Origin of the sequence: Vibrio olivae, from assembly GCF_042428525.1 — a bacterium.
Taxonomy (GTDB): Bacteria; Pseudomonadota; Gammaproteobacteria; order Enterobacterales; family Vibrionaceae; genus Vibrio; species Vibrio olivae.
Genome location: NZ_JBHMEP010000001.1, coordinates 375,097 through 394,057 on the forward strand (window position 1 = coordinate 375,097; position 18,961 = coordinate 394,057).

An 18,961-nucleotide genomic window follows, 5' to 3' on the forward strand; every position below is an offset into this window, starting at 1 on the left:
AACGTTTGCTTTGGGGTGTTTTTAGTCACTAATTCGTTGGATGGCCTTTTTTTAGGCGGTCAGAACAGAATGTTATAGAAAGCCGTTGATTTAACATTTTGAACTCGTATAATCCTTCCTCTGTAGCGCGCCCTTAGCTCAGTTGGATAGAGCACGTGCCTTCTAAGCATGTGGTCACAGGTTCGAATCCTGTAGGGCGTGCCATTTATTTAAGGCGTTGGCATTGATTTGCCAGCGCCTTTTTCGTTTCTGCTCTGTATTCATCCACTTGTGTTGTGTCCTCGCACTGAGTTGTCGTTATTTGACCAACCAATCCACGAAACAGGGGTGATGTTAATCACAAAAACTGTTAATATCTCGTCACTTTGAAAGTTGGCTAATGCCAACTTTTTGCTTATTTACCATCCAACAACTTGGAATTTCTTGTGCTAACGACTGCAAACATCACCATGCAATTTGGCGATAAGCCATTGTTTGAAAACATCTCGATTAAATTCGGTAATGGCAACCGTTACGGCCTGATTGGTGCGAACGGCTGCGGTAAATCTACGTTTATGAAGATCCTGAGCGGTGAACTTGAGCCTTCGGCTGGGTCCGTGGCGATCGATCCTAATGAGCGTATGGCAAAGCTTGGTCAGGATCAGTTTGCGTTTGAAGAATTTTCTGTGGTCGATACCGTGATTATGGGCCACAAAGAGTTGTGGCAAGTAAAAGAAGAGCGTGACCGTATTTACGCTCTGCCAGAAATGTCGGATGAAGATGGCATGCGTGTTGGCGATCTAGAAACCGAATTTGCCGAAATGGATGGCTACTCTGCAGAAGCGCGCGCCGGTGAACTGTTACTTGGCCTTGGGATTCCTGAAGAGCAACATTTTGGGTTGATGAGTGAAATCGCTCCGGGTTTAAAACTGCGTGTGTTATTGGCGCAGGTGCTGTTCGCAGAGCCTGAAATTATGCTGCTTGATGAGCCAACCAACAACTTGGACATGCATACCATTGCCTGGCTTGAGCAGGTGTTGCTCGCACGTAACTGTACAATGATCATCATCTCGCACGACCGCCACTTCCTAAATACCGTGTGTACCCACATGGCGGATTTAGACTACGGTGAACTGCGTCTATTCCACGGTAACTATGATGAGTACATGGTTGCGGCGGAACAAGCTCGTGAGCGCTTGCATGCTGACAACGCGAAGAAGAAAGCTCAGATTGCCGAGCTACAAACCTTTGTAAGTCGTTTCTCTGCAAACGCATCAAAAGCGAAACAAGCGACGTCGCGTCAAAAGCAATTGGAGAAAATTCAGTTAGACGAAGTGAAGCCTTCAAGTCGTCAATCTCCCTTTATTCGTTTTGACCAAGAGAAAGAGCTATTCCGTAATGCATTGATTGTTGAAGGCCTGAAGCAGGGCTACGAAGATAATATCTTATTCAACGACGTCAACTTGATGGTTGAAGTCGGTGAGCGTATTGCCATCATCGGTGAAAACGGTATTGGTAAATCAACCATGCTAAATACATTGGCTGGTGTCATGGAGCCGATGTCAGGCGACATCAAATGGTCAGAAAATAGCAATATCGGCTTTTATGCTCAGGATCATGCCCATGACTTTAGCGAAGATATGACGTTACTGGACTGGATGGGGCAGTGGAAAAAAGAGGGTGACGACGAGCAAACCGTTCGCGGAATTCTTGGGCGCATGCTGTTTTCTCAAAATGACATCAAGAAGTCGGTGAAAGTCATTTCAGGTGGTGAGCAAGGTCGTATGTTGTTTGGCAAAATGATCATGCAAAAGCCAAATATCTTGTTGATGGATGAACCCACTAACCATATGGATATGGAATCGATTGAATCTTTGAACTTAGCGCTTGAGAACTACAAAGGCACATTGCTTTTTGTATCTCACGACCGTCAGTTTGTGTCATCAATTGCTACGCGTATTATTGAAATCACAAAAGACGGCGTCCATGATTTCCACGGTACTTACGATGAGTATCTAGCGAAGCAGGGATTGACAGGTTAATTCCTCGCTCACTAAGAAAGCCATCGCCATGTGCGATGGCTTTTTTGTTTCACAATATAAAAAGTGGCTAGTTTATCGGTAGTATGCATTTTAATGGTGAAAGAGGGAGTTAGTGATAAGAGTCGTGATGGCCAACGTTGAACCTCAATCTGTGAGTTGCAAGCCCTGTGTTAAATCTCACCAGAACACCGAATCAGTAACTTTTCATGACGATTTGAGCTGCTACATTTGTAGATGAGGTATTTATAAACTCACACTTTAATCCATTGATAAAGGGGTTTCTATGTTAGGCGAAAATCATTCTTTAGCTCACGAATTTCCAGAACACTTGGATAAAATCAGCGAACTGTCCAAGACCGATGAGTCGTTCAGTTCGAGTGCAAGTCACTATAATGCACTGGATAAAGAAATTCGGGTTCTTGAGTTGAGGGGAAATCCTATTGATGACCAAGCAATGAATCAGATGAAACTGGAACGGGCAGAACTCAAGGATTTACTCCATCAACGGATTATTCGTGCTAAGTAGTCCATCTCTATTAATGAAAACCGCTTGTTCAAGCGGTTTTTTTATGTCACTTTTCAACGCATTATTCGCACTCCAGTCACCATGCTGGTCTCGTGCAGTTCAAAGAGGTGATGAAAACAGATGGAAGTCGACGATTACGATCTTAAGATACTCGGATTACTGCAAGATAATGGGCGTCTGACAAATCAGGAATTGAGCGAGTTGGTCGGTTTGTCGCCTTCTCAATGTTCTCGGCGTCGAATTAATCTCGAAAATAGCCAACTTATTCTCGGTTACCATGCACGCCTCGCGCCTCGGGCATTGCAGCAAGAGGTTATCGCGATGATAGAAATTAAATTGTTGAACCATGGACAAAACAATACCGCGACATTTTTAGCGTTCATCGATCAAGATAAAGCGGTCGTGGAGGCGTTTAAAACCACGGGTGAGGCTGATTATCTTCTCAAATGTACCGTTTCTAACTTAGATACTTTGAACGATTTAGTGAACCGTATCTTCACGACTCAAGCCATTTCTCATATCAAAACCACGGTCGTATTAGAGCGTCTTAAAGAGCACGGTACAACGATCACTAAATTCTAAATTACAATGTATGCACATATTTATCGATAATCGCTTTAATTGCGCACGAATTGGCTGATTATGGTTATTAGTTGCATGTTTTGACGGTTTTGTTGATACTTGAACACAGCTTAAGCGTGGTGTTTGACGGATTTAAGGAAGAGGTATGTCTAGCGTATCAGCAATGAAAATGGAGCATAAATGGTTTGAGGATGTGCTCGCATTAGTAATGGGAACCAGCTTGGTTTCATTTGGTGTGTTGTTTCTCAAACAAATCGGCATGATTACCGGGGGAACCGCTGGGTTATCTCTGTTTCTGCATTACAAAATGAACATTGAATTTGGAACGGTGTTCTTTCTTATCAACTTGCCCTTTTATTATTTGGCGATTCGGCGAATGGGGTGGTTTTTCACCTTGAAGACCTTTATCTCCGTTGGCATGGTGTCATTCTTGACTAACACTCAAGGCCAGTTTATTCAGCTTGGTGAGTTGAATCCGCTGTATGCAGCAATTTTTGGTGGTTTTCTGTTTGGTACCGGGTTTATTATTCTGTTTCGCCACAAAGCCAGTCTAGGTGGTTTCAATATCCTCGCGCTCTATTTGCAAGACAGATTCGGCCTTCGCGCCGGATGGTTTTTAATGACGGTGGATGTGGTTATTATGCTGGTTTCCCTATCAGTGGTCGGATTACGAGAGTTGCTGCTTTCAATTGTCTGCGCACTGATTCTTAACTTGGTGATTGCGTTGAATCACCGTCAAGACCGTTATCACGGATAAACAAAAGGAGATGTTGGGTGTTTGATCGTGTTACCTCATACGCTGGGGACCCTATTCTGTCATTGATGGAACAATTTATGGCCGATGAGCGTGCGGATAAAGTGAATTTAAGCATTGGTCTGTATTATGACGAAGCGGGGAAAATCCCGACGTTAGAGTCGGTTCGTGTGGCTAAACAACAGCTTGCTGAAATGGGTGAAACGCCGTGTGTGTACTTACCGATGGAAGGCATGCAGCCATTTCGTACTGCCTTGCAAAAATTGGTATTTGGCGAAGGGCACAAAGCGTTACTTGAAAAACGTGTCGCAAGCATCCAGTCTCTTGGTGGATCCGGCGGTTTAATGATCGGTGCTGATTTTCTCCATCACTACTTCCCCCATTCACCGGTATGGGTCAGTGATCCGACATGGGAAAATCATCATGCGATTTTTGCTGGCGCTGGCTTTGTGGTAAACACTTATCCGTATTTTGACCGTGAAACGAATTTGCTCGCTTTTTCCGCGATGATCGACACATTGAGCACGTTACCAGAGCAAAGTATCGTGTTACTTCATCCGTGTTGCCATAATCCAACGGGCGTTGATCTCACGCCAGAGCAGTGGGATGAGGTGATTGCCATTATTAAGCATCGCCAACTGATTCCATTTTTCGATATGGCGTATCAAGGATATAGCGATAACCTAGACGCAGACGCGTACGTGATTCGTCAAATTTCTAATGATCCACAGTTGATCGCGTTTGTCGCAAATTCATTCTCAAAAACATTTTCTTTGTATGGTGAACGTGTCGGCGGGTTATCGGTCGTTTGCCAAGATCCTGAACAAGCTGAAAGAGTGCTCGGACAGCTTAAAGCGACGGTAAGACGCAATTACTCTAGCCCAGCCAAGCATGGTGCGGCGATTGTTTCACAGGTATTGAACGAAGCAGAACTACTCGCGACTTGGCAACAAGAAGTCGAGAAAATGCGTGACCGCATGAGCCAGATGCGGATTCGTTTACACGCTGATTTACGTGAGTTATGCCCTGAGAAAAACTTTGATTATTTACTTAAGCAGCGTGGAATGTTTAGTTACACAGGGTTTACGTCGCAGCAAGTTGGTACGTTGCGCCAAGAACATGGCATTTATTTGATCAGTAGCGGGCGCATGTGCGTCGCGGGCCTGAACGAAAGTAATGTTCATCGTGTTGCCAAAGCGATTGCTGCCTTATAAGCAAATGATTGACTGATAATCGAATAGCAAAAGCTCGATGCTGAAAAGCTTCGGGCTTTTTTATTGATGCACCATTTATTACCGCTTCCTGTTTGGTCGCCGTTAGGACAATTAGGCACAGGCCTTCAACCAAGCAATGTAAAATGGAGCGAAGCGTGTATAAGATTTTATCGCTATTGATGATGACAGGATTAATCGGCTGTACGCCTTTAAGTATGCAGACCACTGAGCAACAAACGCCACAGCAATGTGTCGGAGTGATGACTTCACAAGATGCTTATGGCTATATGGATCCCTCACATTACACCGTGCAGGTTTTGGCACTTAAGCAAGAAAAAGACATTCAGCAATACATCAATAATATTGACCCAAAACACCCAGTCTGGGTTAACTGGAAACAAAGCCGCGGTACACAATGGTACGCTGTAACGGTGGGTGATTTTGCAACTAAATCAAAGGCGCTTCAAGCGATGACATCGCTTCCTGTTCATGTTAAGCAATCATCACCGTTCGTGATGAGTTTTGCTGAAATGAAGCAAAAGCAACAAACGAATGTTGTCAGAATGCGTTAGTGTTCTTCTTTTTTAGCCTCCGCTGAGAGGCTATTTTCTCTCTGTTCCTCTGTAAACCATTCACACACTTTGTGATCATTCTTTTTCCTTATCTTAGAAATGGTTTATTCACTTAATTGCCAATAAACACTTATATTTTCTGTCTCATATCCTTTACTTTCCCTAAAGTTAGAAGGGTTAAATGCTATTTTATTTGGCAGTTTAATAGTGAGTGATATTGATCAATATATAAGCCCAAAGTATTAGTTGACTCCTTAAATAACTTCGACCTATCGATTTTTTATGGATTTATTTTTTCTAATTATGGAGTATTTTGCTAAATGGTGATATTTTTTCTATTTATAATGTAATAATATTTCATCTTATTGGTTATACTTATATATCACATTAAGTTAATGATAATTATGGTTATTTTTCACTTAGTTATTTGTGTTTTTATTTAATTTAAATAGTAAAATAAATAGCGGTAGGAAAATCTTTTTATCCAGTGGGTAATTTATAAATAAAGTGTGACCTTAAAGCGTTATTCCTGATGGTTTGTTCTTATGATAATTGCTGTATGTATGGACAAATTGGCTAATATTTCTTGAATTGGAATTTGATAACAGATGCGATAATTAAATATCGATAAAAATACCCCACAAAATAAATCAAATCTTGAATCCTGAACGGGGTGTTCAATGTATAAATATAAACTTTCTGTACTCGAAAAAGTGGGGTTCGGCGCTGGTGATATGGCGGTGAACGTCGTTATTTCATCAATGATGTTGATCATCACATTCTTCTATACCGATATCTTCGGTATTCATGCCAAAGATCTTGCGATGCTATTTATTGTGGTGCGCTTAATCGATGCGGTGACGGACCCTGTGATGGGGATGCTTACCGATAAATTTGATACCAAGTGGGGCCGCTACCGACCTTATTTGCTGTTTTTATCCGTACCATTTGGGCTTTCAGTGTATTTGACCTTCAGTACGCCAAGTGTCGATTACAACATGAAACTGGCCTATGCCTACGCGACCTATATTTTGGTCACTATCATGTTTACTGCCGTGACTATCCCATACATTTCTTTAATCAGTGTGATGACCGATGATCCCAAAGAGCGCCTATCCGCTAATGGTTATCGATTGTTCTTTGCCAAAATTGCGGCGTTCTTAGTGACGATCATCGTACCGCAACTTGCAGCCACTTGGGGGGAAGATAATATTCAAGCTGGCTACCAATACTCAATGGGATTGATGGGATTAATGGGCACGTTGCTCTTCCTGTTCTGTTTCCTAACTACCCGTGAACGAGTCGAGCATCAGGTTGAGAAAAAACCGTTTAGACAGCAGGTCAAATTACTTGCGCAAAACGACCAGTGGTTGATTCTGTGTGGCGTGTGCGTCACAGGGACGGTGGGTTATGTTATACGTGGCTCGGTGGGCGCTTACTACGCCAAATATTATTTAGGTGGCGATGCAGGGACGATTTCTGCATTTCTGGCTACTGGCGTAACCGCCGCGATATTGGCAATGGTCGCATCAACTTGGATAACCAAACGTTACTGTAAAATTAAACTGTTTAGATACACTCAGATCGCTGTATTGATTCTAAGCGCATTGATGTACTTCTTAGTGGGCCGAGACGATATTGCACTCGCATTTGTCATGTATTTCTTGATCTCCTTTGTTGTCGATTTGCATGCGCCAGTGTTCTGGTCTGCGATTGCTGAAGCGGTAGACTACGGTGAATTTAAGTCTCGTGAACGAGTCTCTGGATTGGCATTTGGTGGCATTTCGTTTAGTCAAAAATTCGGAATGGGTATTGCTGGCGCAATAGTGGGTTGGTTATTAACCTTCTTTGACTACGTACCTAACCAAGAGCAGACAGAAACGGCACTGACTGGCATTGCTCTAATGCTGACGATCATTCCTGGCTTATTCCACTTCCTGATGGGCGCCCTGATGTTTAAGTATAAAGTGACGGATGCTTACTATCACACGATGACGGCGCGTAATATCTTATCAGATGGTAGCAGCGTCCACCCAGCTCAAGCTAAGGACGAAGAACCACCACAAACGCAACCTGTGACGGTAAAATAACGCCTAGTTAATTGGCTAATAAAAAAGGTGAGCGCAATGCTCACCTTTTTTGTTTTTCTCTTATTAATATTGCTTTTTGCCCTTGATCGTGGCGATTGTCTTGCTTTATGTCGCTTATCTAGTGCGTGTCACGTAGGCTAGGCATAACTCTAATTAATACAGAATCTCAATATGTTACAGACAGAAAGACTGATATTACGACCTTGGCAACCTGGTGACCGTCAAGCACTGTTTGATTTATGTTCTGATCCGAAAGTCATGCGCTATTTTCCTCATCCGCTCAGTCAACGAGAAAGTGATGAGCTGTTACAACGGCTGATTTCACTGATTGCTAAACGCGAAGGGTGGGGGTTTTGGGCTGCTGAAGCAAAGCACAGTGGTGAGGTACTTGGGTTTATAGGGTTACATGAACAAGATAAGCACAGCGGCATTCCCGGCTCGCCTTTTGTTGAAATCGGTTGGCGATTGAAAGCACATTGCTGGGGGCAAGGATTGGCGATGGAAGGCGCGAATGCGAACCTGGATTATGCGTTTGAGATTTTGCAGCAGCCTAAAGTTTGCGCATTTACCACAGTAACCAATAGCCCCTCGAGGCGAGTGATGGAAAAGATAGGTATGCGCAATACACAGCAAGATTTTGATCATCCTAAGCTTGAGGTGGCGCACCCATTGTCTCGGCACTGCTTATACCAAATAACTTACGACGAGTGGTTAACCCTGCGCCAAGGTCGATAAAACCTAGGTTTTGACAAAAATTCATCGCAGTGTCATAAAAAATTCATCAAGATATGGATTGAGAGTTGGCGTAAATTTCATCATATTGTCATTATCGTGTAACAAAGAAAGAATGTAGGAGCGCCCATGCAACATCAAGAAATGATTCACCCTTCTGAATTTGGCTTAATCAGCCGTATCTGCATTTTTTCGGTTGCAGCCATGGTTAGCGTGTTTGCGATTCTGTAATTTCAGATTGCCCTAAAAATGTGAAAAGCGAGACTGGATATCCAGCCTCGCTTTTTTGTGACTGGATTCACGGCAACTACTTATGATAGCGTGCTCTTAACGTTTAATATTTGTTAATGAGTTGTTTATGTCTAACTGGACGACGCTGCCTTTCTCGACTCGCTTTTCTGAGCTACCAAATGATTTTTATACCTTGGTATCACCGACACCCTTGGAGAATACACATTGGGTGGCGTGGAATCAGCCTTTAGCCGAGCAACTAGGATTCACTTCTGATGACGCGCAAAGCGCCGAACTAAAAGCTGCACTCAGCGGCGAAGCTTCATTTTCCGCGTTTAAACCGCTAGCGATGAAATACGCTGGGCATCAATTTGGTGTTTACAATCCCGATCTAGGGGATGGTCGAGGGTTGCTGCTGGCCGAGCTCACTGATCGCTATGGGGACGTGTATGACTTGCATTTAAAAGGCGCAGGTCTTACGCCGTATTCGAGAATGGGGGATGGGCGCGCGGTACTGCGCTCGACCATTCGCGAGTATTTGTGCAGCGAAGCCATGGCTGGACTTGGGATTCCAACCACGCGCGCCCTTGGTATGCTGGTTAGTGAGACGCCGGTGTATAGAGAGCGTATTGAACCTGGCGCGTTGCTGGTGCGTGCGGCGCAATCACATATTCGATTTGGTCACTTTGAGCACTTCTTTTACACCAACCAAATGGAGAATTTGCAATTATTGGCTGACAAAGCCATCGAATGGTACTGGCCGCATTTGAGCGGTGATGAAAAGCCCTACGCGGCTATGTTTGAGTGCATTGTTGATTCAACGGCAAGAATGATAGCGCTTTGGCAAGCCGTTGGATTTGCTCATGGAGTGATGAATACCGATAACATGTCGATTCTAGGGCAAACATTTGATTACGGCCCTTTTGCGTTTTTAGATGACTATGAAACGGGCTTTATTTGCAATCATTCAGATTATCAGGGGCGTTACGCTTTTGACCAGCAGCCGCGAGTGGCTTTGTGGAACCTTTCGGCGTTGGCGCATGCACTATCACCGCTTATTGAACGTGATGATCTCGAGCGTATTTTATCTCAGTATGAGTCGGCTTTAAGCCGCCATTTCAGTGCTCAAATGCGTAGCAAGCTCGGTTTAATTCGCTCACTTCATGAAGATGGAAAACTGTTCAATGGGATGTTTGAGTTGTTAAGTCAGAACCATACGGACTACACACGCTTCTTTCGCGCATTATCTTGCATTGATCAAGCAGGGCGCCAGCCTGTCATCGATCTGTTTATTGACCGCCAAGCTGCAGCGTCATGGTTGGCGTTGTATATAGCGCGATGTGAATTGGAGAGAGATGGTGAAGGTCAGCCATTGAGTGCCGAGCTGCGCTGCCAAGCAATGCGTAAAGTTAATCCTAAGTACATTTTACGTAACTATCTGGCACAAATAGCGATACAAAAAGCAGAGCAGGGAGATTTCAGTGAGGTAGCGCATTTGGCGTTGTTATTGTCAGCGCCTTTTGACGAGCAACCACAGCATGATTCGTACGCTAATTTACCGCCGAGTTGGGGCAAAAAAATGGCGATCAGTTGCTCTTCTTAGCCTTTATCCTGTCACCCCTTTGGCGAGATGTAACATTGGGCTAAAAGGGGTGACCAAATTGGTGGAAAGCCACCCATTTCACACCAAAGAATGAGTCATAATTCACCCATCTTGTTAATGGTTCATTAACTTAGTTAACATTGTTATCGTATCTTTATTTTTTAATCTTTGATTTTTAAGGTTATTTTTTATATTTTTAAACTTGGCTTGTTTGTTGCTCTTATGTTAACAGTCAGTGCTCATTGATTGGGCCTGAATACCAACAAGGAGAATAACAAATGAACAAGCCTCTAACCCTACTATCTGCTTCCATCATCGCAATGACGAGCTTCACTGCCGCAGCGAATTGCGACCCAGGTGAACTGGTTATCAAGTTTAGTCACGTAACCAACACCGACAAACACCCCAAAGGAATTGCCGCGTCACTGCTAGAAAAACGCGTTAACGAGGAGATGAATGGCAAAGCTTGCATGCAAGTTTTCCCGAACTCAACGCTTTATGATGATGACAAAGTGTTAGAAGCGCTGTTAAACGGGGATGTGCAATTAGCCGCTCCATCACTTTCTAAATTTGAAAAGTTCACCAAAAAGTTCCGCCTTTTCGACCTTCCTTTCCTTTTTGATGATGTCCACGCCGTTGACCGCTTCCAAAATTCAGAAGCGGGCGAAAAGCTGAAAAATGCCATGAACCGTCGTGGCGTGAGAGGACTAGAGTTTTGGCACAACGGCATGAAACAAATGTCTGCAAACCAACCTCTTGTACTACCTGAAGATGCGAAAGGGTTGAAATTCCGTGTCCAGGCATCGGATGTGTTGGTTGCCCAATTTGAGCAACTGGATGCTAACCCTCAAAAAATGTCGTTTGCTGAAGTATACGGCGGCCTGCAAACCAAAGTTATTGATGGGCAAGAGAATACTTGGTCCAACATCTACGGTAAGAAATTCTTTGAAGTTCAAGATGGTACAACAGAGACCAACCACGGGATTTTGGATTACCTAGTTGTAACGTCAACGAAATGGTGGGACAAGCTTCCGACCGATGTGCGTGACCAGTTTGCGACCATTTTGAAAGAAGTGACTGAAACTCGTAATGCCGAATCAAGCAAAGTTGAAATGCAAAACAAACAGTACGTGATTGAAGCGGGCGGTGTAGTACGTGAATTGACGCCAGAGCAACGTCAGCAGTGGGTTGATGCTTTGAAACCGGTATGGAAGAAATTCGAAAAAGACATTGGTTCTGACTTGATTGATGCGGCATTGGCTGCCAACAAACAGTAAATCAACTCGGCCTCATCACGTGGTGGTGAGGCCAGATTCTAATAATAATGACCATCAAGGCGAAGTATCATTATGGAACAGTCATTTTTTGCTAAAGTCGGCGCCTTCACCGACAAAGTGGAGGAGACGCTCATTGCCTTTTTTCTCGGGGCAATGACACTCTTAACTTTTGTCAACGTGTTAGCGCGTTACCTATTTAACGACAACATTTTGTGGGCGCTGGAGCTCACTGTCTTTATGTTTGCGTGGATGGTATTGGTTGGGGCTTCTTACGGCGTTAAAAAACATTTCCACATCGGGGTCGATGTGGTGATCAATATTGTCCCGGATGCGATGCGTAAAGTATGCGCATTGCTTGCTGTCGGCTGCTGTTTAGCATTTTCTGTTTTACTGCTGATTGGTGCTTGGAATTATTGGTATCCGTTTGCAACCGAGCGCGCTTGGTACGAAACCGATGATATTCCGATGCCAGAAATGCTGCAGTTTCTTGCTGATCTTATGAACGAAGGCGAACGCTATGAAAAGCTGCCACGTTTCATTCCTTATATGGCGCTCCCTTTGGGTATGGCTTTGCTTACTTTCCGTTTTCTGCAAATTTTAGTGCAAATCCTGACCGGAAAACTCGACCGAATGATTACAGGTCATGAGGCTGAAGAAGATCTCGAAGCGCTGAAAGCTGATATGGGCGATGTTGAGCAGGCCATGTCAGTCAATGCTGACGCAAATAATAAAAAACACAACGAGGAGCGTTAAGCCATGGCGATTTTATTTCTATTTTTAATGGTCATCGGTTTTATGTTAATCGGTGTTCCTATTGCTGTTTCTCTCGGGCTTTCGAGCGTTATCTTTCTGATGATCCATTCAGAAGGCTCTTTGGCTTCCATTGCGCAAACGCTGTTTAACGCGTTTGAAGGGCATTACACATTATTAGCCATTCCATTTTTTATTTTGGCCTCAAGCTTTATGTCTACCGGTGGTGTGGCCAAGCGTATCATCCGTTTTGCGATTGCGATGGTCGGCTGGTTCCGAGGCGGTTTGGCCATGGCGTCGGTGGTGGCGTGCATGATGTTTGCTGCCCTGTCCGGTTCCTCACCTGCAACGGTGGTAGCCATTGGGAGCATCGTGATTGCCGGCATGGTGAAAAACGGCTATACCAAAGAGTTTGCGGCTGGGGTTATTTGTAACGCTGGGACATTGGGTATCTTGATTCCACCGTCGATCGTGATGGTGGTTTACTCTGCGGCAACGGATGTGTCGGTTGGGCGTATGTTCCTCGGCGGCGTGATTCCGGGATTGCTCGCAGGGTTGATGTTAATGGTCGCTATTTATATCACAGCGCGAGTTAAGAACTTACCTAAGCAGCCTTTTGTCGGATGGACAGAAGCGTTAAAAGCGGCAAAAGATGCGAGCTGGGGGCTACTGTTGGTGGTTATTATCCTAGGCGGTATTTATGGCGGCATTTTTACGCCAACCGAAGCGGCCGCTGTCGCAGCTGTTTACGCCTTCTTTATTGCTAACTTCATCTATAAAGACATGGGGCCATTTGCCGATAAGCAAAATGGTAAACCTGTTGTGGTCAAAGTGTTCCAGTCTTTGGTTCATAAAGATACTCAAGCAACCCTATTTGAAGCGGGTAAGCTTACCATCATGTTACTGTTTATCATTGCTAATGCATTGATTTTGAAACATGTGCTTACCGAAGAGCGTGTCCCGCAAATGATTACGGAATCCATGCTCTCTGCCGGGCTTGGGCCTATTACCTTCTTAATCGTGGTCAACGTGCTATTGCTGATTGGTGGTCAATTCATGGAGCCGTCTGGCTTGTTGATTATTGTTGCACCATTGGTTTTCCCTATCGCGATGGCACTCGGTATTGATCCGATTCACTTGGGCATCATTATGGTGGTGAACATGGAGATAGGAATGATTACGCCGCCGGTGGGGCTGAACTTATTTGTGACCGCTGGGGTGGCTAAAATGTCGATGATGAGGGTGGTGAAAGCCGCGCTACCTTGGGTGGCAGTGATGTTCCTATTCCTGATCATCGTCACTTATGTTCCTTGGGTGTCGACTTGGTTGCCAACCACCTTTATGGGCCCAGAGATCATTACCAAATAATTCGAGTAAGATAATAAAACGAGGAGGCTTAGACCTCCTCGTTGATTTTTTTTACCCAGCCGATACGCGGATCAATCCGCTTTCTTCGATCATAATATGGGTATTTCTGTTTGCTTTTACGCCGATCTTCACCGGAGCGTTGTTCTTGATGATAAGTCCCATCAATCAAAACGGTTTCAGTGATGTACGGTATTTTTATTTTGTCGCCCACGTCGATCTTTCACCTAGCCATATGCTCGACAGCGTTTGATTATCGAGCAAGATGACCGTTCAACCAAGCTTGGGTATTAGTTCTTAAATGCCTCTTTTTCAATCTGATACTTTTGCATTTTGTCATACAAAGTTTTGCGAGCTAGGTTAAGCTTCTCCATCGTTAGCTTAATGCTGCCACCGCATTCAATGAGGGCGTGTTCAATCGCCGATTTTTCAAACTCCGCGACTTGTTCAGCAAGGCTGTTTTCACTGACGACAGGGACAACGGAGTCGCCTAACTGATTCAATTTTCCCAGTAACACAAAACGCTCAGCGGCATTACGCAGTTCACGCACGTTACCAGGCCAAGTATGATTGAGGAGCGTTGATAGATCGCTGGCGGGTAAGGCTGGCGCGGTTTTTCCATAACGCGCCGCGGCGACCAGCAAAAAGTGGTGAAACAGAGCGGGAATATCTTCTTTACGCTCACGTAGCGGAGGGAGATCTATGGTGACAACATTGAGTCGATAGTAAAGATCAGCGCGAAACTGGCCTTCATCAGCGGCGTGCTTGAGATTGACTTTTGTGGCGGCTATGACTCGAATATCTAGAGGCAATAATTCATTGGAGCCGACTCGCTCAAGGACGCGTTCTTGTAATACGCGTAGCAGGCGAATTTGTGCTTGCATTGGCATCGATTCAATTTCATCAAGAAACAGCGTGCCGCCTTGCGCATGTTCGAATTTGCCGATTCGCTGACTGTCAGCGCCGGTGAATGCGCCTTTCTCATGCCCGTATAATTCACTTTCGATCAGGTTCTCGGCTACCGCGCCACAATTGATCGCGACAAAATTATTTTCACGGCGAGAGCTCTGCTCATGAATCGAGCGAGCGACCAACTCTTTGCCTGTGCCTGTTTCACCAAATAAAAGAATATCGGCATCGGTATCCGCAATATGAGTGATGGTGTCACGCAGCAGTTGAATCGACTCAGTGTCACCGATAATTCGCGGGCCGAGTGTTTGGCTTGCTTTGAGTGACCGCTTGAGGGCTTGATTTTCCAACCATAACGAGCGTTTTTCTAGCGCGCGTTGTGTGGTGTCAATTAAACGGTCAATGGCAAAAGGCTTCTCAATAAAATCATAAGCGCCGTTTTGTAGTGCATTAACAGCCATGGAGATGTCTCCGTGACCTGTAATCAGAATGACAGGAATATCAGGGTCTTGATGCACCAGTGTTGCAAGAAGCTGTTCACCGGAAAGCCCGGGTAAGCAGATATCAGTAATAATTACTTTAGGTAAGCCATGTTCTTTTATCGCTAATAGCGCCTCTTCGGCGCTGGCGAAAAACTCGGCAGAAATATCTTCTAGCTCAAAACTTTGTTCGATCGCAATTCGAATATTGCTCTCATCATCGATGAAATAAACGTCCGACATCAATTACTGCTCCTTAAATGGCAACGTAATGGTAAAGCGTGCCCCGCCTAGGGGAGACGATTCGGCAGTTAAGTTTCCATCCATTGCTTGTATAATTTGTTGTGAAATTGACAGCCCCAGACCCAACCCATTTTTCTTGGTGGTGTAGAAAGGTTCAAACAAACACCGTACCTGTTCATCACTGATTCCGGGACCATTATCATCAAGGTAGATGATGAATCGTTCAGCTTCGCTAACACAGATAAGATGAAGCTGTTTGTTGGTCGTATCTTGCAGGGCCTGAAGGGCGTTAGTAATAAGGTTGATCAGTACTTGTTCAAGCTGAATGGGGTTGATCATTAATTTAACCGGAGAGGCGGGGAGTCGAACTTTGAGTGTCGCACCACTGGCTTTAATCTGCGCATCCAGCAAATCAATGGCCGATTGAATCACCGGCGCGACGAGAGCATGGATTTGATCGCTTGAGTCTGATTTGCGAGCAAATGATTTTAATTGTTCGCTGATTTTCGCCATCCGCTCCGTTAATGCAGAAATGCGAGATAGGTTGTCGTCTACCCGCTGTGGTTGCTGCTTATCTAAAAAGCGCCGAGCGTTATCGGCAAAGCTTCGAATGGCAGCAAGAGGATTGTTCAGCTCATGACTGATGCTTGTCGACATCTGGCCTAGCACGGCAAGTTTCGCTGCTTGTACGAGTTCATCTTGTGTTTGCCTCAGCTGATGTTCTGTTCTTGTGCGCTCCAAAATCTCGGCTTGGAGTTCAGCCGTGCGCTCCATGACCAAAAACTCCAATTTTTGTTTGGCTTCCGATTGCAGTTGTTCAAATTGGCGCTTGCGCTGTTGGCGATGGCGCATTAACTGATAAGTAAGATAAATCACCGAGAAGATTAAAATTTCGACTAAGACAAAGGCTGCAGTTGACCAAAATAGCACCCGCTTAGGGGTTAACACTCGAAAGGTGAGTTTTAGCCCGGGGACTAAACGCGAAGTCACCAAATAGTCACTAAACCAGCCACCAACAAAGGGGGTTGTCAGTTCCGAGGTGGTGGCAGTGAGTCTTCCTAATAATCCGAGCGAGGGAAGAGGCTGAGTATGGTACTGGCGGCTATCAACAATGCGAGCTTTGAGGTCGGGTTTTAAATCCGTCAAACTGTGAAACAGCCATTTAGGTTCGCTGGACATGAAAACAACATTGTATTCGTCCGTGGCCACCATCGAGCTGGTGGCACTCTGCCAATTGTCTTCTATTGCGGTGAGGTCCATTTTGACGACCACGACGCCAATGTTTTCCGCAGCATAAGTGACGGGATGGGCGTAGTAATAACCTCGAGAACCCGAGGTGGAGCCCAACGCAAAATATTGACTTGAAGCACCTTGAATGGCTTGCTTGAAGTAAGGACGCCACGCAAAGTTTCGGCCAACGAAGGTTCGGCTCAAATTCCAATTGCTTGCCGCAATGGTTGTACCGTATTGATTGAGCAAGTACGTATCTTCCGCCTCTATGACTTGATTGACTTGTTCTAAATAACGGTGGGTAATTTCAATTTGTGCAGAGTTAGTTTGGTTTTGTAGGGCTAGCACTAACTCTTTGTCTTTGGACAGTAATTGAGGTATGTGCGCGTACTTGTCGATCCTTGTCACAATGTGATTGATGAACTTATCGAGCTGCGCATGGTGTTCTTGGACCAAGGTTTGGTACTGATGATGCCAAACGACAAACCAACTGATAACGGTGAGTACCGTAAACAGGAAAAGTATCAACCAACTGGTTTTACGACTTGGTGACATCTGCTGCTTTTCTCTTACATTCCATTAACGCTAAGACTAAAGCTTTTTGTTACAAACGTGTGCTTTGAGATGTGAAAACTGTGCGCCAAAACAAGAGCAAGCTCTCTTTTTCTCTCTCGGATTAAAAAAAATCATCGTTTCTCTTGAAAAACCATTTAATGTCCCCATTTTTGCTCTGTTGCTTAACGGATTTGTTCGATTTTGGACCAGTTAAGTGGGAATTTAGGGGTTTGTGCGTCCGGTCAGGGCGATTAGCTCGACAGGGCTGAATGACCTCGCTAGAATGCGGCGTCTGAAATTTTATCCTGAGACTAATCAGAGATACCTTTATTACACTAAAGATATCACTTATTAGTCCGGCTTTTGGCTAACTTAGCTGAAGTCGATTCTCGATTTAGAACGTGTGATTACGCACACCAAGGATGCAGTTTTCTTACTGAATCAGTAAGTCAACTCTCATGCTCAGATAGACTGAGCCAGTTTTGAGGTTAATGAATAATGCAAGCTACTGTTGAAACGCTAGAAGGCCTAGAGCGCCGTCTTAACATTACTGTTCCTGCCGCAAACATTGAAGATGCAGTGACAGCTGAACTACGCAACATCGCGAAGAACCGTCGTTTTGACGGCTTCCGTAAAGGTAAAGTGCCTTTGAAGATGGTTGCTCAAATGTACGGCAAAGCGGTTCGTCAAGACGTACTTGGAGAAGTGATGCAACGTCACTTCATCGAAGCTATCGTTAAAGAAAAAATCAATCCAGCAGGCGCTCCAACGTTCGAACCTGTGTCAAACAAAGAAGGCGAAGATCTTGTATTCAACGCTACTTTTGAAGTTTACCCAGAAGTTGAACTGAAAGGTCTTGAGAACATTGCGGTTGAGAAACCACAAACTGAAGTTCAAGATTCTGACGTAGAAGAAATGATCGACACGCTACGTAAGCAGCAAGCAACTTGGAAAGAAGTTGACGAAGCTGCGGCTGACGGCAAACGCGTGACTATCGATTTTGTTGGTTCTATCGACGGTGAAGAGTTTGAAGGCGGTAAAGCTGAAAACTTCCCTCTAGAAATGGGCTCTGGCCGCATGATTCCAGGTTTTGAAGACGGTATCGCAGGCAAAACTGCTGGTATGGAATTTGAGATCGACGTTAACTTCCCTGAAGATTACCATGCAGAAAACCTAAAAGGTAAAGCAGCGAAATTCGCTATCAAAGTGAGCAAAGTTGAAGATCGTGAACTTCCTGAAGTCAACGATGAGTTTGTGTCTAAATTTGGTGTTGCAGAAGGCGGCATTGACGCTCTGAAAGCAGAAGTTCGTAAAAACATGGAACGCGAACTGAAGCAAGCTGTGAAGAACCGCATCAAAGAGCAAGCGCTTGACGGCCTAGTCAAAGAGAACGAGATCGATGTGCCAGCAGCACTTATCGATCAAGAAATCGGTACACTACGTCAACAAGCAGCACAACGTTTCGGTGGTAACCCAGAAGCAGCAGCTCAACTTCCTCGTGAACTGTTTGAAGAGCAAGCAAAACGTCGCGTAATGGTTGGTCTCCTACTTGGTGAAGTGATCAAGTCTGAAGAGCTAGAAGCGGACGAAGAGAAAGTGAAAGCGCTTATCGAAGAGATGGCAACTGCATATGAAGATCCATCAGAAGTTATCTCTTACTACGAGCAAAACGAGCAAATGATGCAAAACATGCGTAACGTGGCTCTAGAAGAGCAAGCGATTGACGCGATCATTGCGAAAGCACAGGTTACTGAAACCGCAGTTAGCTTCAACGAGCTAATGAACCAACAACAGCCTGCAGCTTAATAATATCTTGTGTAGAAGGTTG

16 protein-coding genes and 1 tRNA gene are annotated in these 18,961 nt (G+C 44.7%); 14 read left to right on the top strand and 3 right to left on the bottom strand.

Going from position 1 to position 18,961, the window contains the following annotated elements; all coding sequences use genetic code 11:
- Nucleotides 1–127: 127 nt before the first annotated feature.
- The 13 genes from ACFFUV_RS01805 (at nt 128) to ACFFUV_RS01865 (ending at nt 13,720) form a co-directional block, all read left to right on the top strand.
- A tRNA-Arg gene (locus tag ACFFUV_RS01805) sits at nt 128–204 on the top strand.
- Between the two features lie 221 nt (nt 205–425).
- The gene (locus ACFFUV_RS01810) at nt 426–2,021 is read left to right on the top strand and encodes an ABC-F family ATPase (protein WP_390189224.1); all 1,596 of its coding nucleotides are present in this window, start codon (nt 426–428) and stop codon (nt 2,019–2,021) included.
- Between the two features lie 283 nt (nt 2,022–2,304).
- Nucleotides 2,305–2,547, top strand: coding sequence for an HP1242/YdcH family protein (locus tag ACFFUV_RS01815; protein ID WP_390189225.1), 243 nt, complete (start codon nt 2,305–2,307; stop codon nt 2,545–2,547).
- Between the two features lie 120 nt (nt 2,548–2,667).
- Nucleotides 2,668–3,129, top strand: a complete 462-nt coding sequence (locus ACFFUV_RS01820) for an Lrp/AsnC family transcriptional regulator (RefSeq protein ID WP_390189226.1) — start codon at nt 2,668–2,670, stop codon at nt 3,127–3,129.
- Nucleotides 3,130–3,292: 163 nt separating this feature from the next.
- Nucleotides 3,293–3,886, top strand: a complete 594-nt coding sequence (locus ACFFUV_RS01825; RefSeq protein WP_390191806.1) for a YitT family protein — start codon at nt 3,293–3,295, stop codon at nt 3,884–3,886.
- A 17-nt stretch (nt 3,887–3,903) separates the two neighbouring features.
- The gene (locus tag ACFFUV_RS01830; protein ID WP_390189227.1) at nt 3,904–5,097 is read left to right on the top strand and encodes an amino acid aminotransferase; all 1,194 of its coding nucleotides are present in this window, start codon (nt 3,904–3,906) and stop codon (nt 5,095–5,097) included.
- Between the two features lie 155 nt (nt 5,098–5,252).
- Nucleotides 5,253–5,669, top strand: coding sequence for an SPOR domain-containing protein (locus ACFFUV_RS01835; protein ID WP_390189228.1), 417 nt, complete (start codon nt 5,253–5,255; stop codon nt 5,667–5,669).
- 680 nt (nt 5,670–6,349) lie between these two features.
- Nucleotides 6,350–7,759, top strand: a complete 1,410-nt coding sequence (locus tag ACFFUV_RS01840) for an MFS transporter (RefSeq protein WP_390189230.1) — start codon at nt 6,350–6,352, stop codon at nt 7,757–7,759.
- 171 nt (nt 7,760–7,930) lie between these two features.
- The gene (locus ACFFUV_RS01845) at nt 7,931–8,494 is read left to right on the top strand and encodes a GNAT family N-acetyltransferase (RefSeq protein ID WP_390189231.1); all 564 of its coding nucleotides are present in this window, start codon (nt 7,931–7,933) and stop codon (nt 8,492–8,494) included.
- A gap of 355 nt (nt 8,495–8,849) precedes the next feature.
- On the top strand, nt 8,850–10,325 hold the full coding sequence (locus tag ACFFUV_RS01850; RefSeq protein WP_390189232.1) for a protein adenylyltransferase SelO: 1,476 nt from the start codon (nt 8,850–8,852) through the stop codon (nt 10,323–10,325).
- Between the two features lie 278 nt (nt 10,326–10,603).
- On the top strand, nt 10,604–11,602 hold the full coding sequence (locus ACFFUV_RS01855; RefSeq protein WP_390189233.1) for a DctP family TRAP transporter solute-binding subunit: 999 nt from the start codon (nt 10,604–10,606) through the stop codon (nt 11,600–11,602).
- A gap of 72 nt (nt 11,603–11,674) precedes the next feature.
- Nucleotides 11,675–12,355 carry a TRAP transporter small permease gene (locus tag ACFFUV_RS01860; RefSeq protein WP_390189234.1) on the top strand — a complete coding sequence of 227 codons (681 nt, stop codon included), beginning with the start codon at nt 11,675–11,677 and terminating at the stop codon, nt 12,353–12,355.
- A gap of 3 nt (nt 12,356–12,358) precedes the next feature.
- Entirely contained in the window at nt 12,359–13,720 is a 1,362-nt protein-coding gene (locus tag ACFFUV_RS01865) for a TRAP transporter large permease (protein ID WP_390189235.1), read from the top strand.
- Nucleotides 13,721–13,748: 28 nt separating this feature from the next.
- Here ACFFUV_RS01865 and ACFFUV_RS01870 read toward each other — a convergent pair whose 3' ends face one another.
- The 3 genes from ACFFUV_RS01870 to ACFFUV_RS01880 form a co-directional block, all read right to left on the bottom strand.
- Nucleotides 13,749–13,931: a hypothetical protein gene (locus ACFFUV_RS01870; protein ID WP_390189236.1), complete on the bottom strand. Its 183-nt coding sequence runs from the start codon at nt 13,929–13,931 to the stop codon at nt 13,749–13,751.
- A 76-nt stretch (nt 13,932–14,007) separates the two neighbouring features.
- Nucleotides 14,008–15,348 (bottom strand): sigma-54-dependent transcriptional regulator, encoded by a 1,341-nt coding sequence (locus ACFFUV_RS01875; RefSeq protein ID WP_390189237.1) that lies wholly within the window; start codon nt 15,346–15,348, stop codon nt 14,008–14,010.
- 3 nt (nt 15,349–15,351) lie between these two features.
- The gene (locus ACFFUV_RS01880) at nt 15,352–17,133 is read right to left on the bottom strand and encodes an ATP-binding protein (protein ID WP_390189238.1); all 1,782 of its coding nucleotides are present in this window, start codon (nt 17,131–17,133) and stop codon (nt 15,352–15,354) included.
- Between the two features lie 498 nt (nt 17,134–17,631).
- On the opposite strand from ACFFUV_RS01880, the gene tig reads away from it, so the two are divergent.
- Complete coding sequence (gene tig, locus ACFFUV_RS01885; protein WP_390189239.1) at nt 17,632–18,939, top strand: trigger factor; 1,308 nt, start codon at nt 17,632–17,634, stop codon at nt 18,937–18,939.
- The last annotated feature ends 22 nt before the right edge of the window (nt 18,940–18,961 follow it).